Origin of the sequence: Lysinibacillus sp. UBA5990 (assembly GCF_002429815.1) — a bacterium.
Taxonomy (GTDB): domain Bacteria; phylum Bacillota; class Bacilli; order Bacillales_A; family Planococcaceae; genus Lysinibacillus; species Lysinibacillus fusiformis.
Genome location: NZ_DJAY01000002.1, coordinates 84,868 through 102,515, shown reverse-complemented (window position 1 = coordinate 102,515; position 17,648 = coordinate 84,868). Strand labels below are relative to the sequence as shown.

At 37.2% G+C, this 17,648-nt stretch carries 11 protein-coding genes; 7 read left to right on the top strand and 4 right to left on the bottom strand.

Annotated elements, in window-relative coordinates; genetic code table 11:
• Window positions 1-55: 55 nt before the first annotated feature.
• Window positions 56-1,012, top strand: coding sequence for an ABC transporter substrate-binding protein (locus tag B3D94_RS01270; protein WP_291753806.1), 957 nt, complete (start codon window positions 56-58; stop codon window positions 1,010-1,012).
• 37 nt (window positions 1,013-1,049) lie between these two features.
• Here the strand turns inward: B3D94_RS01270 and B3D94_RS01265 are convergent, their stop codons facing one another.
• Window positions 1,050-2,024, bottom strand: coding sequence for a helix-turn-helix transcriptional regulator (locus B3D94_RS01265; protein ID WP_291753803.1), 975 nt, complete (start codon window positions 2,022-2,024; stop codon window positions 1,050-1,052).
• A 90-nt stretch (window positions 2,025-2,114) separates the two neighbouring features.
• Complete coding sequence (locus B3D94_RS01260) at window positions 2,115-3,281, bottom strand: MFS transporter (RefSeq protein ID WP_291753801.1); 1,167 nt, start codon at window positions 3,279-3,281, stop codon at window positions 2,115-2,117.
• A 226-nt stretch (window positions 3,282-3,507) separates the two neighbouring features.
• On the opposite strand from B3D94_RS01260, the gene B3D94_RS01255 reads away from it, so the two are divergent.
• From B3D94_RS01255 to B3D94_RS01235, 5 genes are all read left to right on the top strand, one after another.
• The gene (locus B3D94_RS01255; RefSeq protein WP_291753799.1) at window positions 3,508-4,464 is read left to right on the top strand and encodes an ABC transporter substrate-binding protein; all 957 of its coding nucleotides are present in this window, start codon (window positions 3,508-3,510) and stop codon (window positions 4,462-4,464) included.
• Between the two features lie 97 nt (window positions 4,465-4,561).
• Window positions 4,562-6,190, top strand: coding sequence for an ABC transporter substrate-binding protein (locus tag B3D94_RS01250; protein WP_291753797.1), 1,629 nt, complete (start codon window positions 4,562-4,564; stop codon window positions 6,188-6,190).
• A gap of 26 nt (window positions 6,191-6,216) precedes the next feature.
• Window positions 6,217-7,404, top strand: a complete 1,188-nt coding sequence (locus tag B3D94_RS01245) for an AraC family transcriptional regulator (RefSeq protein WP_291753794.1) — start codon at window positions 6,217-6,219, stop codon at window positions 7,402-7,404.
• 45 nt (window positions 7,405-7,449) lie between these two features.
• Window positions 7,450-8,442, top strand: a complete 993-nt coding sequence (locus B3D94_RS01240) for an ABC transporter substrate-binding protein (RefSeq protein ID WP_291753792.1) — start codon at window positions 7,450-7,452, stop codon at window positions 8,440-8,442.
• Window positions 8,439-9,239, top strand: coding sequence for an alpha/beta hydrolase (locus B3D94_RS01235; protein WP_291753790.1), 801 nt, complete (start codon window positions 8,439-8,441; stop codon window positions 9,237-9,239). The genes B3D94_RS01240 and B3D94_RS01235 overlap by 4 nt, the downstream gene beginning before the upstream one ends.
• A 420-nt stretch (window positions 9,240-9,659) precedes the next feature.
• Here B3D94_RS01235 and B3D94_RS01230 read toward each other — a convergent pair whose 3' ends face one another.
• Both B3D94_RS01230 and B3D94_RS01225 read right to left on the bottom strand, forming a co-directional pair.
• The gene (locus B3D94_RS01230) at window positions 9,660-13,910 is read right to left on the bottom strand and encodes an S-layer homology domain-containing protein (RefSeq protein WP_291753787.1); all 4,251 of its coding nucleotides are present in this window, start codon (window positions 13,908-13,910) and stop codon (window positions 9,660-9,662) included.
• A 446-nt stretch (window positions 13,911-14,356) separates the two neighbouring features.
• A complete protein-coding gene (locus B3D94_RS01225; protein ID WP_291753786.1) occupies window positions 14,357-15,925 on the bottom strand; it encodes a sensor domain-containing diguanylate cyclase in 1,569 nt (522 codons plus the stop codon).
• A 496-nt stretch (window positions 15,926-16,421) separates the two neighbouring features.
• Here B3D94_RS01225 and B3D94_RS01220 point away from each other — a divergent pair, with 496 nt between their 5' ends.
• On the top strand, window positions 16,422-17,606 hold the full coding sequence (locus tag B3D94_RS01220; protein ID WP_291753784.1) for a CaiB/BaiF CoA transferase family protein: 1,185 nt from the start codon (window positions 16,422-16,424) through the stop codon (window positions 17,604-17,606).
• Window positions 17,607-17,648 lie beyond the last annotated feature (42 nt).

Sequence of the window (17,648 nt, the reverse complement as noted above, 5' to 3'; positions counted from 1 at the left end):
TTCATTATAATGGAATAGAATATTAGAAATCAATTGCATTGGGAGGATTATAGCTTTGACAAATTTTTTTAAAAAGAATTCCTTATTCACAGGTATTCTTATTTTTTCGATGCTCTTAGCTGCATGTGGAAATCAATCAGTTCCATCAGCAGATAAGGCTAACATTGATCACTCAAATCGTGTATTAACAGATTCATTAGGTAATGAAGTAACAGTCTCCGAAAGTCCCCAGCGTATTATTGCACCCTACCTAGAAGATCACCTCATCGCTTTAGGCATTAAGCCAGTAGCACAATGGTCAGTAAAAGGTGGGGCGTCTATTCAAGACTACCTTCAGGAATCATTAAAGGACATTCCAACAATTGAGTTTGACCTTCCCTTTGAAGCAGTTACAAGCTTTAATCCAGATTTAATTGTAATCGGTTCATCAGAAATCGCAGAAGGGGAAAAATACGAGCAATATAGGAAAATTGCGCCTACATATGTAATGGGAGCAGAAGGTAATAATTGGCGTAATAAGCTTCTGAAAGTGGGAGAAATTTTTAATCTAGTAGATAAAGCAAAGGAAGTCCTTACAGATTATGATCAATTTGCTAAAGAGGCAAAGGAGGATATTCACAATAAAGTAGGGAACCCTTCCGCCACTGTCATCTGGAATATTAACAATACAATTTATATGGTAAGCAATACAGCCTCGAGTGGTATTGTTCTTTATGAGGATCTTGGGCTAAAAACTCCTAGCCTAGTGAAAGAAATATCCGCCTCTGCTGCTGGTGATTGGTCACAAGTATCTTTAGAAAAATTCGTACAAATAGATGCAGACTATCTCTTTGTTATTAACAGTGATCGTGCAGGCAGTTCTACATTACTAAGCGATCCTCTCCTAGCAAATATACCCGCCATAAAAAATGGCCACGTTTATGAATTTGACCAAAGCTCAAGCTGGTTATATTCTGGGGCCATTGCCAATCGCCAAATCATTGAAAATGTGTTAGATAGTATCGCTAAGTAGAAATACCCCTTCAGCTACCTTATCATGCTGAAGGGTTTTATTGTGTTCGATATTTTAAAAAGTCTCGAGGGCTCACCCCATATTTCTCCTTAAACACCTCAGCAAAATGACTTGGATTAGAATAGCCCACTGCATTAGCTACTTCCATAACATTCATTGTTCCGTTTTGTAATAATAAACTTGCCTGCTCCAAACGCTTCTCACGTAAATAGCCAAATACTGTTGTACCATACATCTCTTTAAAGCCTTTTTTCAGCTTAAAATCATTTAAACCAATTAAACGAGACAGCTCCATTAAAGAAGGGGGATTCATCATATTCTCAACCATGATAGCTTGTGCTTGAAAAAGTTTTTTTCTATCGTCAAGTGAGAATTCCACCTGGTTTATGGATTGAGGGAAAAAGGACTGAAATGTACTTGTTAAAAGTTGTAAAGCTATATTTTCTAATTGCAAATTAGTTATCTGATTAGCTGCTATCGCTTCTAGAAGTTGTTTTACCATAAGCAAGTCTGGTGGGTTTATTTTCTTTTGAAACAAGCGATAAGGAGACCCACGAAGAATCATTGAAAATCTGCTGGAAGCACCATCATACTCATTGATTTTTTTCATGTAATGGTTAAACGTTGTTACAGGTATACCAATACTGACCATCTGATAAGACTCATCTTTATTAAATAAAAAATTTGCCTCTATAGATTCCATCAATTGCAGTGTGCATGTCCCTGCTTTTACTCTATATTCACAATTAGAAATGTGAACGCTTCGTGTTCCCTGCAAGCAGTAGCTTATTTCTACCATTGGCTTCGTTGTTAAAATATTCATTTGATAGTCTTGATGAAATGAATAATCTGATATAACCACTTCTAAATCTGTACGGGGCAAGAGACGATGAATTGCCCCTTCCTTCATGGTTGATTGGAATTCCATATAATGTATGGACGTTTCCTGTGGCTTTAGTACATCTAATGCCTGAAAAAATTGAGTGAAATTTTGGTGAAAGTCCACATTCATACAGTTCACCACCTCCTTAGCACTGCAATTGAGAATTATTATCATTAATTATCTAAAGTATAACCTACGTCCGATCTTTAAGCTATGGCATTATACCTCTTCATTCTTTTTTTCAACCAATGTACATACGAGTACTATACATAAAATGAAAATAATCGCTCCAAAGCCATACGCAATTGAAAATCCACCAAAATACTCAATCAACCAGCCAGCTAAGCCTGGTCCTATCATTTGACCCACTGCATAAAAAATAGAAATAAAACCGATAGCCGGTGCAACATACTGAGGAGACACTTCTTGACTGGCTTTCATTTGTATTAAAATCAGCACACCACCAAGTGATGATCCCCAAATTATGGAGGATACTATAAACCCTCTAATGTTAACTAACATAATAGGCAATAAATCTCCAACGACTGATAATAGTAATGCTGTTATTAATGCCTTTTTAACACCCATTTTATCTGCTAGCATTCCCCAGAACGGTGCACCTCCAATCGAAACAATCCCTGCGATGGCATACACAGTACCTGCCGTTGCATTGGACATACCAAGATTCATCATATAGCTTGTTTGATATATATTTGGTATGAGATAGACAAGACCTACTGCAAAATAAATTCCTGCTATTATATACAGTCCTTTACTGCGCCATGCCGCCATTTGTTCCTGTGCAATATCCTTTTTAGCAGTAGGCGGTTGCTTTATGGTCCAAAAAGCCAGCAACATAACAATCATCGTCAAAAACGCGAATATTAGCCAAGTTCCACGCCAACCTAATACAGGAAAATACTGTAGCATAAATGGTACGAGTAACCCTGATAATAGCATCCCAATACCAGCGCCGCTCATTAACAGCCCCATCACTATCCCTCGCTTCTTGGGATATAAACTAACAGCTATCGATAATAATGGTGTATACACAAGTGCACTCCCTGCTCCGACAAAAAACAGTGAAATAGCAGCCCACCCAAAGTTAGTGACGAACACTAGACTCGTTAGCCCTAAAACGACACTGCCCCCTCCTACTAATAGAACTTTTTTTGCACCAATACGCATTGTAAGTATTCCTGACATGCCTACAGTAAATAAATAACCTAAAAATAATATCGTACCTAGAGAACCAGATTGAGAGGTTGTGAAGCTCATTTCTTCCTGCATAAAAGGCAAAATAATACCATATGACATACGAGCAAATCCTGTAGTCGTGACGATTAATAACATACCTGTTATGACGAACACCCAAAATTTTTTCATCCTTACACCCCTTTCATTGTTGAATCATAGAGTAATAAAAGGTTAACTTTCTACCGATTAAAGGATGATATTACGGTTAAACGGATTTTAAATTCTGTCGTAAAACATCATCAATGCAATTTTTGGATAAACCTCAATGAACTATATTTAGTTTGTCCATTGTTCTAAAATAAGGTTTAATTTATGCTAACGTATGATAATGATTATCAATTACGGAGGAAAAGATATGAAAAAAGTAAATCGACATATGCTCATTTGTAGCCTCTTACTACTGGTTGGAGTCCTATTGGCTGCTTGTGGTTCTAACAATGAAGAGACTAATCAAAAAGAGACAGCAACGGCAGAACCGACAACACGTATTTATAAGGATTATTTAAGTCATGAGGTAGAAATCCCTGTGAATCCTGAGAGAGTAGTTTATCATGGCGAAGGATACGGGGATGTGCTTGCATTAAATTTCAAAACAGTTGGTGCAGGATTCTCCTGGATTACTGATTATGCTTGGGAAGATCGTGTAAAAGATGTGGAGGACGTTGGTTTTCCGATTAATGTAGAGCAAACATTGTCATTAAAGCCAGACCTTATTATTATTGGTACTGCTGATGATAAAACATATGCACAGCTTTCTAAAATTGCTCCAACAATAGTGTTTGATACGTTCGCACCTTTGAACCAACGTTTAACGGAACTGGGCGATATACTGAATAAAAAAGAAGAAGCCGCTCAATGGATAGCTGATTATACAGAAAAAGCGGATAAAATGTGGGAGTCGCTTGTGACTGATGGGACGGTTAAACCAGATGAAACTGCATCTGTATTAACATATTATCCAGGTGATCGATTATTTGTAATGGCACGTGCAGGGCTTTCTCAAGTTTTATACGATTCAAATGTTCTTAAGCCTGATGATAAGATTCAAAAAATACTTGATGATGGCACAGGCTTTGCTGAAATTTCTACAGAGCTTCTTCCTGAATATGCTGGCGATCGAATTTTCATCCTAACACCAGTAGATGATGAAGCAAAACAATCGACAAAAGAAATGATGAATAGTCCAATTTGGAAAAACCTACCTGCTGTAAAAAATGGGCATGTTTACACAATTGATATTCAAAAAAGTGATAGCGATGCCTCAACTAGAGAATGGTTATTAACCGAATTACCTACTATGTTAAAAAAATAGATTTAAAGAGACATTTCATCTTTGTTGAAATGTCTCTTTACTTTTTATACAATAAAGTTAATTGATAATCATTTTCATTTAGCAAGGACGTGAATAAATGGAAGACAATCATTCTTTTAGACATAATTTATTATTTCATTTAGAAGATATTGACTGTATTTCACAGAGCTACCCTTTTATTTGCCCATCACACCATACCATGATACTTTTTACGGATGGCTGTGGGACATTAACAATAGATGACATTCCCTATTTGGTGACCAAAGGAAAGATTTTTCTTATACAACCTCATTCCATGATCGATTTATCGGATCTAACAAATGAATTCTGCTTCTATAAAATAACCTTTACGGCTTTCCAGCTACAACTGGAGCTCCCTTCTCCTTATCTAGGACCTATTTTTTCTGATGAAGTGGAGCATACCGTTTATCCGAATACACGATTTATCCGTCTTACACAAGATCTGTATCAATTAAAGACCCAATCGGATTATTTTAAACAGCAAGGTATTTTATATGAACTATTAAATTTATTATTTGAACATCAGCTTCATAGAAATGTCCAATTAACTATGACGAAGGCAGTCGAGGAAACGATCAATTATGTACATAAATATTATCAACAGCCTTTAACCGTTAAGATGCTAGCTGAACTTGCTCATATAGCCCAATGGCAATATAGTACAATCTTTCAATCTTTAACGGGGAAGAAGCCGCTAGATTATATTACAGAATTACGTCTTACAAACGCAAAGGAATTATTATTACAAACTAATGAGCCATTAAAGGATATTGCACAACAAGTTGGATTTGATGATGAATATTATTTTAATCGCCGCTTCCGACAGGTGATCGGTATTCCGCCAAAACAGTTTGCCCGACAATATAGGCAACGAACGGTTGTAAAAGATTGGACAGGACATGAAGTCACGATCCCATCCGCCCCTCACCGAATTATTTATCACGGAGAAACGTTTGGGGATATGCTGATCTTTGATGTTCAACCAATAGGCGGTGACAAGAAGTCTATTAGTAAATCCTTTTATAAAAACCATGTTCCTTATATTCAAGATGTTGCCTTTCCCATTAATCTTGAAAAATCTTCAAAGCTAAACCCAGATTTAATTATCTTTACAAATAATGATGAGCAGCAATATCAAGCACTATCATCAATTGCTCCAACTATTACCTTAAATTCTTGGGATTCTTTAGAGGAACGCATCCTTCTATTAGGACAATGGCTTAGCCAACAACAACGTGCAGAAGATTGGCTAGCCCGCTATAAAGTCCAAGAAAAAACGATGTGGCAAAAGCTCCAATCAGTCGTAGACCCAGGTGAAACAGCAACGGTCTTGACCTTTGATCATGGTAAACGCCTTTATGTCATGGGCTGTACAGGTCTATCTCCTGCTCTTTTTCATCCAGATGGATTTCAGCCTCACCAGCAAGTAAAAAAATTGCTTCAAGCAGGCAACGGATATAAAGAAATACCAATAGATCACTTACCAAAGTATGTTGGTGATCGAATTTTCCTGCTTTTATCGGATAAACCCGACTCGCAAATGGCCACGATGAAATTAATGAATAGCGATATTTGGAAGGATCTCAAGGCTGTACAGAACAACCACGTATATTTAGTAGATGCAACAAAGTGGAATTATAGCGATGCCTTTACGAGAGAAAAATTACTTGGCGCTTTACCGAGATTATTAATTACTGCAAAATAATATAAATTCAAGGGGTGATATTTTACATGAAAACAGAAAGTATGACAGATAGAACGACGACACAAATATCATTAAAGGATATACGTGATTATATTGCTAAAAATCATCACCAGCCTCTGACGATTGAGCATCTCGCAATCATTTCTGGTCTAAGTTCTAGCTACTTTGGAGAGGCATTTAAAAGGGCATTTGGGCAAAGTGCCACAGATTATTTAACAGAGCTACGCATTGGACATGCCAAACAATTATTGCGTGATACTGACCTATTACTGCGTGAGATTGCTAGAAAAGTAGGCTACAGTGACGAATTTTATTTTAGTCGCAAATTTAAAAAGGAGGTTGGGGTTTCACCTTCTGCTTTTAGTAAAATAGGCCGCCAGCGTATTTCTACCTTTTCTGTGTCCACTATCGGAAACTTATTAGCTCTTGGCATCGTTCCTGTTGCTGCCCCACTGAATGCTAAATGGAGTCCTTATTATTACAATCATTATCAGGATAAAATCCAAGTGCATGTGAATATTTTTGATGCAGAATCAGAGGATAACTTTAGAAAATTAGCTTCAGCGAAGCCTGATATTCATATTTTTCAAGAGGAGCCCTCTATTTCCATGCTTGATTGGCTTCAAACAATTGGCATTAAAAGTGTTTATATAGAAGCTAAGGATTGGCGAACACAACTAAGAGAAATAGCCGTTGCTGTCAAAAGACACAGCACATGTGAGCATTTCATACAGTCCTACGAACAAAAGGTATTAGAGGCAAAGCAAGAAATTAAACGAGTGACCAAGGAAGATAGTTTTGCCGTTTTACGATTATGTGGCGACCAATTATTTTTATATTGCAATAAAGGGATTCAGGATGTCCTATTTACAGATTTGCAGCTCTGCCCTATTGATGCGCAACAGCAAACATGTAATGAGCTAATTACGCTTGATCAGCTAGGAGACATAAACCCAGATCGTTTACTATTTATCGTTTGTCCAGATTCCCCGACTCGAAATTATTGGCTCACTTTACCATACCTTGATCATTGGAAAGAGCTCCGAGCTGTAAAAAATGGACATGTCTATGTTTTGCCATCAAATCCTTGGTTTGAATACTCTGCTATTGCGGTAAACCGAATGCTAGATGAAATGTTGCTCATGTTAACCGGAAAAAATCCAAACTCTTTTCCTGTTCCCGTCCATGGTATCGTATCCGACAGTGAATTATAATTCCTTTTGAGAATGATTATCAATGAAAGGAGACATTGAACAACAATGGATGGTCGTAACCACTGTCAAACGATTATAAAATCTGTCTATATTCTGGCCACTTTAATGCTAGCTATTGGATTACTTTCTGCCTGCAATGCCCAATCAAGCAGTAAAGAAAAAAAGATTGAAACACAGGCAAACTCAGACAATATTAAGGAGCAAAGTGCTTATCCATTAACCATACAGGATGAGGCTGGCAATGAAGTAACATTAAAAGCTAAGCCCACTAAAATATTCGCGCCTGTTTTGGAGGATTCCTTACTAGCTCTTGGTATTAAGCCTACTATGCAATGGTCGAATGGTGTTAAACCGCAACTCTATTTACAGGATCAGCTACAAGGCATACCTGAAATTAGCTTTGCAAGCGGTCCCCCATCTCCTGAAACGATTATGGCAGATAAGCCAGACTTAATTGTTTTGCATAATTCGTTTTATGTTGAAAATGGCACATATGAAAAATATGCAAAAATTGCACCTACCTATGTGTTCAAAAATGCAGCGACTGATATAGAAGGTTCAATTAAAATGTTAGGGCAATTACTAGACAAGCCTGATAAAGCACAGCAAGCCATACAGGAATATCAAGAAAAGGTGGATGCAGCAAAATCAAAGCTGGCTTTCAAAACGGAAGGCAAAACAGTAGCGTTAATTCGCTTTAACGCCAAAGGGATGTTTTTCATGACAGATGAATATTTCAGTGGGTATGTATTAACACATGAATTAGGATTCGAGCAAAGTAGCTACGTAAAAAATGGTGCGTTTGAAGTATCATTGGAAATTCTACCTGAACTAGATGCCGATTATATTTTCCTAATCAATGATGGCAATCTTGGCGATGAATTTTTAAATGAATTGAAGGAGAGTACAATCTGGCAAAGTACAGACGCCTTCAAGAGTAATCAGGTATTTGAAACATCTGGAGATTATTGGCTAAATGGTGGTATTCATGCACAGGGGAAAGTGATAGACGATGTATTGGAGTTTCTAGCGCCATGACAACAATGACAAAAAAACCATATGTATCAGAAACCTATTTTGAATATGCCATGACATCCCACAACCAATTAGACTATCGAATATTAATTGCTAACCCAACAGATGCACCACCGGCAGATGGTTATGGTGTTATATATGCATTAGATGGGGATGCCGTTTTTCCAACGCTTGCAGAGGCGGTAAAATTACAAACGCGCAAACCAAAAGGCTATGAGCCCATTCTTGTTATTGGTATTGGCTATCCCTCTAAGGAACCTTTTGATATGGAACGACGCTGCAATGATTTTACCCTCCCTGTTAGTGAAGGGAAGCTGCCACCACGTCCAGATGGAACCCCTTGGCCTCCAAACGGCAGTGCCAATGAGTTTCTAGACTTTATTGAACATGAACTAATGCCTACTGTCGAAAAGGAATGGCCCATCAACAAAAAGAAACAAGCGGTTGTTGGACATTCCTTAGGCGGTCTTTTCACACTTTTCGCTTTATGTGCAAGGCCTCATTTATTCAGTCACGTTATAGCTGGCAGTCCCTCTGTTTGGTGGGCTGATAATGCGGTACTAAAAGTAATAGACCAATTTTTTGAAGATTGGAACGGTCAACATGCTATTAATCTCTTACTCACAATCGGTGCTAACGAGTTACCAGATATGCTAGAGGGAGCTGATTTAGCTGCTGAACGAATGAAGCGATTAAGTGTTAAAAACATTCATACTCATTATGTGAAGTTCGATGAAGAGGACCATGTGAGCGTTCTACCTTGCATGCTTGGTCGTCTGCCAAGGTTTTTAGATTCTTAGTTGAAATAGAAAAGCCAAAGTGCATTTATGCAACTTTGGCTTTTTGTATTATCCTCAATAAAGCGAACTTTATTGTTTTTCACTCCAGGTAAAGAGTTCCACAATGAGTCTTGTTGTAATTCATCAAATGCCTTTTGAGCCTCTTTATCCCCAGAAATTAATTCAAATAATCGATCACCCAAAAGTGTTTCTTCACCAATTTCAATATATGGTCCATTATTTGGCTATAGTATTTGTGCCTCCCCACATAGAAATTCCGCTTGATACCACAGGTGTATACGGTAATTGTCACATTCATAACTGTATAACTTTTCCCGTCTATTTTATTTACTTCTACCACTATTGGATAAAATTTACCATTCACTTTTATAATCAAAAAAAACACTAACTATTAGAATTCATAGCTAGTGTTCTTATATTCTACGGTGTACTAGGTTGAATTAATACAAAGTTTGGAGCCGTTGGAGCTGTTGACTCTTTTGCATAAACTATATTTCCGTATTTATCTTTAGTAAATAGATATATTTTTTGATCTTTCTGGAATACGTTTGTAGAATTTGGATTATTGCTTGTTTGTATTGCTGTAAATGTCTTAGCAGAACTTGCATCTGAAGGTTTTGTTATTTGTCCCTTACCATAAGATATTATTGCACCACCAGGAATATCTGTATAATTACTATTATCAGCCCTAACTATAATATCCCTAATATTATCTAATGTTAGTTCATAGCCATCCGCAAGAACTGCATAATAGTAATGCTGATCCCATGTAATATCGGCATTCAAGTTTGCAACTACCTGAACCTTCTTAGAGATGTTTGGATTACTTGGGAATTCTGTATCAGGTAACAATGTCGCTGAAGTAATTGTATTAACTTTTGTTGGATATTGATACTGTGCTTTTGGCTTGCTAAATGTCCAGTCACCTTTATCTTTAACGGAAACATCTACAGTCATATCGAAGCTTTGTGTAACTTCATTAGCAAATGTAATTATCATTTTACGTGGCTTCCACCCATCAATTTCATCTACTTTATCCTGCCATTTCCATGAAGCATAAGTAGGAGTAATTGCACTACCTGTTTCAGGATTCACTAATTGAAAGTTTGAATCTGTTAATTCAACTGCCTCAGAGAAAGTCACTTCAAATGTCTTACCATCCAACTGTCTTACGATTGGATCTTCTACCTTTGGTGGTGTACCATCAGAGAAGAATTTATATGCCATTATCCCTGTATTATTTAAACTTGGTGTCAAACTAAATGTTTTATTTTGCTTTTCATCATGAGTATAGATTATTGACTCTGTACCTACTTGAAGCATTGTTGCATTCTTATATCTATCCTGTACTGCAACATATAGCTCATAGTTCTGATGAGGATCTAAGGTAAAGCTAATTTCATTTGTATCCTTTCGCATAGAACTAGCTCTTCCTCTTTCAATAACCTCCTCAGCACTAGTTGGTACTGGAACTGTTGTTTCACCAGCTTTTCTAAGAATATAGTAATACGTACCAGCTTCATCAGACATAAATTTAAAGGTAGCTTTTTTATCACCTTCAGCTATTTTAATAGAGGTATTTTCAATCTTTGGCGCAGTTCTATCATCAATAACATGTTTAGTTTGTATATCTGAAACATTTCCTGAACGATCACGCAAGACCATATAAATAGAATAGCTCTTAAATGGATCTAATGGTGGGAATGTATTTGGTAAAGGAATTGTAACCTTTTGCTTCCCTAATTGTGCAGGTTTATTTCCACCACTTCCTACAATCGCCACATCCTGTGTTCCAACTTTAAATGTTGTCTCATTTAATTGGACTGATTCAATTAACCGTAAGCGGTCATCACGTGTAAGAGTTAAATCTGACTCCATAATTAAATAATGATATGTCCCGGCTTTTGAAGCATTAAACTCTAAAAGCGTTTGATCCTTTGTATTATTAATAGCAGGCTCCCCGATAATTGTAAGTACCGGTAGTTCATTATCATTATGAATATATTCAGCCGTGTTCCGTGGAACAGTATTGTTCGGAATATTATTGATATTTTCAAACTCAATATCAGCCAAATCTTTGACATTTGGTGATATTGTAACAATTAGGTTATCACCATTAACAAAACCTGTTAGTGATGGGATGGTGAAAGTAAGTCTTTTCTGAGCTTTATTATAGACAACCTTTGTAGGATGAATTGGTTGCTGATCACCTTGGTTGACTATACCAGTCCCAGAAAGATCATAGTTCTCTATTTTTTCTGCAGAAACAGGATCTAATTCCTCACTAACTGTTATATAAAATTCATTTTTAATCTCATCTAGTAAAACAAGTTGACCGCCCACAACATATGGAGGAACATTATCAAGCTCACCAGTTTTAAAATCCTTTACAACAGCAGGATCTACAGAGTAGTTTCCTGAATCATCCTTCATTACGACATAAAGCTGGTAATCTGTCTCTGGATCAAGACCTGTTAAGATTCCAGTTATGCCAAGTTCACCAGCTTTTGCTTTCCCTTGGTCTGTTGGGTTAGCGACGATGTCTGCCGTTGTCGGGTCAGCTGCTGTTGTTTTCTTACGTACATAGTAGTAATAATCTCCAGGCTCACTTGCTGCAAATTTGAACTCAGCTCTTGTGCCTCCGTGGAAAGGTGTAACTTGTAAAGATTTCACTACTGGCGGTGATGCATCTTTCATCTGGAATGATTGTGACACAATATCAGATGCATTTTTCGAGCCGTCTACAACCATGATGTAGATGACATATTCTTTTTTCTCACCTAGATTGGATACTTTAACGGAGTTTGTACCTTTTACAGCGGCACCACTTCCGTAAGCTACGTTCTCATTTGAAAGATGATTGACCATTTCGCGTTTATTTGGTACTTCTGCACCTTTTTCACGGACAATATAATAGTACGTACCGACTTCATCCGATGTAAAATCTGCCTGAATTTCACTACCATTTAGTACTTTGACATTGGTAATGCTAACGGTAGGCTTTGTTTTATCATCAGGATTTTGATTCTCGTTTTCATCTTTATCGATTGGTTTGCCATCTGGATCAGTAATATTGCCGATGTTATCTTTATCATCAAGGAAATCATCGAAGATATTATTTGGCGATCCATCTTTAGGTAAGATGACCTTATCGATATACGTATAATCTCCAATATCAATCTTACCATAGGAATTTTCTACAAATAATGTGCCAATTCGACCATCGATGTATAGCTCAAGATCTGTGTAGCTATTATAGTTGATCCAATCGATATTTCCTGAACCGTAAATTGTAAGCTTTGTTTCTGTATTGAGATTTAACGTGCCAATATCGCCTTGTATTTCAAACTCTCGCACATTACCAATGATGTCTACGCGAGGTAATTTTGTATTTGTCTCAATCTTTGTGCCAGTTTGAGATACAACTAGTCTAGAAACACTACTGTTATAAAATTCAAGATGTTTTTCAACATTTTTCATTTCCTGTTTTTCTTTAGACCAGTTCACTAATGGCTTGTCTTTATCCGTATTTGGCTTTGTCCAATTTTGAAGATCATTCGTTGAATTATTATTATTAGATGAATCTTCCCCTTTATTATTATCTGGGTTGGACCAATTGATAAATGAGATATTATTACTTGCCACACGACCAAGAGCTAGTGGTTGATTATAAGTAGTTCCTAAATTCAATGGTGGGCGAACTGTTTCATTAACAAACATTGTCCCTGTCATTTTCAGATTCGAAAATTCAATATAGTTGCCATTAACTACAATCGTTGCACCTAATGAACCGTAATTACCATCAAAATCAAGGAAGCGAGAGCTTGTACCACTAGCATTTAAAGTTAATTTTGAGATGGAGCGAAGGGCTTTACTAGAAAGATCCCCCTCAATTAAGGCCCCCTTTAAAACTGGTGCATTATAGTCATTTAAAATATGTGAAAGACTTTCTGGAATTGTATAAGATTGGCCATTTATATAGACTGCGTCATCATCAACATTTGTAATTTTGTAAGATGTTTCATTATTCTTCTTCTCTTGTGAACCCACTACAAATGAAGCAAATTGTCCACGCGTTACAGCATCAAAAGGAGCAAATGTAACAGGTGTTGTACCCTTTGTAATATTCAAATCGATTAAAGTTTGAATATAAATAGCATTGCTTGTTTGGCTGTTGACATCTTTGAAAATATTATTATACGTAGGAGAAACCTCTAGATGGAATCCAACTACTACTAATTTAGCCAACTCGCCTCGTGTTAGGACTTCATTTGGCATAAACGTGCCATTTGAATAACCAGACATGATGCCTGCGTTTTGCAACGCCGCCACATATTTATAATAGACATTGCCCTTAGGCACATCTTTATAATATGGATCTTGGATATTTTTCGTATCCAATTTTAAAACGGTAGCCAGCATTTTCGCTGCCTCTCCACGTGTTACACTTGCATCTGGGCGGAAAGTATTATCCGCAAAACCACTCATCACGCCCTGTGAATATAGTTTTAAAATTTCGTTATAATTATCCGAGTATTGATCTATGTCTGTAAAGGGAGAAGTAGCCGCTGCCGCTTTTTGTGGTGAAGGCACTACAACAGCAATCCCACTTGAAGCAAATACTGTTGCTATCAAGGCTTTATTAACTTTTTGGATTTTAGATTTATCCATTCCACTCTTCCTTTCACTTATGTATTTTGATACGTACAAATATCATTTTCATCATACCCTTTATATCGACCAAGAGAAGGCGAATCTTCATAGATAAATGTAAAATAGTCCAGTAAATTTATTGATAAACATAGTAGTTCGAGACTACTCTTCCAGCAAAAAATTTCTACCCCATTTTCCAACAACAAAAAAGCCAAGGAGCATCGGTGCTCACTTGACTTTCACGATATATAGGCATACATCTAGTCGTACTTGTGGTGTCATAAGGGAAAGGGGGATAACCTTACGTCTTGTCAAGTCGATCGAGAGATGTGACCCGAATTACATATCATTTGAACATAGTTTACTGTCATTTGGCGAATGACTTACAAATAGCTTGCCCAAATGATGTTTGCATTAATCAATTACCCAAAAAATCGAAAACATAAGCTTATTTTAATCAATTTTTACTTTATTTTTTGTACAGCAACCTTAACTTGATTTCGTCCAGCTTGTTTCGCCTCATATAAGGCTCCATCAGCCGCTTCAATTAACGTCTCAGTCGTAGGGGCCATTTCTGGATATAAGGCTATACCTGCCGATAATGTTACGGGTCTACCACATGGACTTTCCGTTTCAGCTAATTTTCCCCTCAATTGTTCCGCCACTTCCTCAGCCTCTTTGGCAGTTGTATTCGGCAGAAGCATTACAAATTCCTCGCCACCATAACGACAGCATACATCTCCTTCTCGCGCTACAGATTGCATATGTTTGGCTAAAAACTGCAGGACTTTATCGCCAACAGCATGACCATATGTGTCGTTCACACTTTTAAAGTGATCTAAATCTAACAAAATAATGGCATGTGGTACCTTATTCTCTAGCCACTCCGCCAACATAGCATCCATCGTTCGTCGATTGGTAACACCCGTCAATGGATCTACGGTTGATTGATCCTTGAAAAATGTAACCTGTCCATGTAAAAACGATAGACTTCGAATTAAGACATTCTTCAACGAATGGGCTTCAAAGTACCAGCCACTGACTGATTTTAAGCCTTCTACGTTTTTCTTATCTAGACTTTCTTCTGTTAACGTGGCTAATTGTTGTAAAGGATTAGCAATGCGAGCCGCTGCCCAAAGCACAATAACAATTGAAACTATCATAAGTGGTACAGATTTAATAATAACTTCCTGCACTCTATCGAATGAAGGTGCCAGTGCTACTTCTAAAGGCTTTTGGGCGACAACTCCCCAACCTGTGGAAGGCACTGTACTAAACCCGGCAAGCATTTTCACTCCTTTTGTGTTGTCAACAATTTGAACCCCACTCTTACCAGACATCACAGCTTGAACGACTTTATTTTTTGTGACAACATCATTGATACGGCTTGGGTCCTGATGATAGATAACTCGTCCATCTGAATCTACAACATATACGTAGGAACCATCCTTACTATAATGTTCTCCTAATAACGTTTTAAAGGCGTTTGGTTCTTTTAGATAAATTGTTCCCGCTACCATCCCCAAGTACTCGTTAGATGGCGAAAAAATAGGATGGGAAATAAAAATAATGAGGCGTCCTGTCATCGCCTCGTAAGGTTTAGAAACTAATGGTATTTTTTGGGCTAATGCCTCTTGTGCGCCAAGAGATGTTAAAACCTCACCTTTAATTTCAATGGAGGGTGGTGATACAGATAAAACAAGTCCCTCTGCATTTGTTATGACTACTGAATTGAACATTTCATTTTGTAATCTTAGACGGTCTGTTTCCCTATTTAAAACTTGCTCATCATCCAAACTTCCACTCACTTGATTGGCGCTATAACTTAAAATTTGAAAGGCTTCATGAAGATAGGCGTCTGCCGTTGAAGCCAATTTTTGCGCATACACTCGATTTGTTTCAAGTGTATTTTCCTTTATGGAATCAACATTCATTCTGTATCCGCCCCAAACACTACCTATGCTTGTAAAAAAGAATGCAGCCATAGCTACTCCCATAATTAAATGCTTTAATTTTAACTGATGTGATTTCATTACTTCCCACCTATATATGTAGTATGTTTATAATTTTTAACAATTAGTGCCTATTATAAGCAACAGCTCTTCTAGAGAAAAGGAAATTTCTGAAGAGACTCCTTCCGCTAAACACTAGAACATATCTCTAGGATTGTATCAATAAAGAGGGTCGAATAATATGGTTATCCAGTAAACTTTCTCTTTCCAACAAGCTCTTTACTTCTCACTGAACTTTCTAATATTTGACAATAATTGTCTGACAGTTGATGCAGAATCTAAATTCTAAATTTTTTTACTTTTATTGTTATTCTGACATATAAAAGTAGAATTGTTTATTCTATAATAAAATTAACATAGGCAAGAAAAGATTTATTCTGTTATAATACTGATTAAAATTAAATATTCTGTATTATTACAGTTTTGCACGACGCTTTTCGCACAATGGGGATTATGAGAAAGGCGCTACTCTACCATCCTGGATGGTCGTGTAGCCCACAAAAAGGGGTTGGAAGATTTGGGTATTTTAAAGGGGTTAAAAATTCTCGATTTTTCTGCATTACTACCAGGACCAATGGCAACAATGATTTTTGCTGATTTAGGAGCCGATGTTATACATGTTGAATCTTCCAAACGCGTCGATTTAACAAGAATTATGCCTCCTTACGATGATGATCAAGAAGCTTACATCCATCAACATTTAAATCGTTCTAAAAAATCGATCACGTTAAATTTGAAATCACCAGAAGCTATTGAAATTGTGAAATCTCTTGTACAAGAATATGACGTAATAATTGAAGGTTTCCGACCTGGAGTTATGCAACGGCTCGGGATCGGCTATGAAGCACTTAAAGAAATAAATCCACGAGTAATTTATTGTGCGATTACAGGCTATGGACAAACGGGACCATATAGCAATCGACCTGGGCATGATAATAACTACCTTTCATTAGCTGGTGTCCTTGATTATTCACGCCATAAGGATAAAAAGCCTGTCTCCATGGGAATTCAGCTAGCTGATATTGCAGGTGGAACGATGCATGCTGCGATTGGGGTACTGGCTGCTGCACTTCATCGTGAGAAAACAGGTGATGGTCAATTCATTGATATTAGCATGACAGATGCTGTATTTTCACTAAATGCTATGTATGGCTCAGCCTTTATTGGAGGTGGACGTGTACCAAAGCCAGAACAGGAAATTTTAAACGGTGGCAGTTATTATGATTTTTATAAAACAAAGGATGGCCGCTTCTTCTCTGTCGGTAGTTTAGAGCCTCAATTTCGGAAATTGCTTTGTGAAGCACTCGATATTCCTGAATTGATTGATAATACTTTCAATGATTCCTACTACACACAAATTCGTTTTAAAGAAGCTGTTCATGATGCCTTTTTATCGAAAACGTATGAGGAATGGCTGGAAGTATTTAATGAGGATTTTGAAGGCTGTGTGGAGCCTGTTCTCACATTCCCAGAAGCCTGCGAGCATCCGCAACTAAAGGCAAGAGAAATGATTGTTGCGATTCCCAAAGGGGATGGCACATTACAGCAACAAGTTGCTTCTCCTTTTAAATTTGATGGCTCTGATCCAGAATACAAACATGTTGGTGCTAAGCTAGGTGAGCATAATGAGGAAATACTAAGTTCATTAGGCTATGATACTGAACAAATCAAGGCTTTGAAAGATAAAGGCGTTTTGGAATAAAAGAAAAAGTGTCTAATACTGTCGATGAAGGACGTATTAGAC

Excerpts from the sequence above, each read along its gene's own strand:
- B3D94_RS01240 (WP_291753792.1), top strand. The coding sequence starts at position 7,450 with ATGGATGGTCGTAACCACTGTCAAACGATTATAAAATCTGTCTATATT.
- B3D94_RS01235 (WP_291753790.1), top strand. The coding sequence starts at position 8,439 with ATGACAACAATGACAAAAAAACCATATGTATCAGAAACCTATTTTGAA.
- B3D94_RS01265 (WP_291753803.1), bottom strand. The coding sequence starts at position 2,024 with ATGAATGTGGACTTTCACCAAAATTTCACTCAATTTTTTCAGGCATTA.
- B3D94_RS01250 (WP_291753797.1), top strand. The coding sequence starts at position 4,562 with ATGGAAGACAATCATTCTTTTAGACATAATTTATTATTTCATTTAGAA.
- B3D94_RS01260 (WP_291753801.1), bottom strand. The coding sequence starts at position 3,281 with ATGAAAAAATTTTGGGTGTTCGTCATAACAGGTATGTTATTAATCGTC.
- B3D94_RS01230 (WP_291753787.1), bottom strand. The coding sequence starts at position 13,910 with ATGGATAAATCTAAAATCCAAAAAGTTAATAAAGCCTTGATAGCAACA.
- B3D94_RS01225 (WP_291753786.1), bottom strand. The coding sequence starts at position 15,925 with ATGAAATCACATCAGTTAAAATTAAAGCATTTAATTATGGGAGTAGCT.
- B3D94_RS01255 (WP_291753799.1), top strand. The coding sequence starts at position 3,508 with ATGAAAAAAGTAAATCGACATATGCTCATTTGTAGCCTCTTACTACTG.
- B3D94_RS01245 (WP_291753794.1), top strand. The coding sequence starts at position 6,217 with ATGAAAACAGAAAGTATGACAGATAGAACGACGACACAAATATCATTA.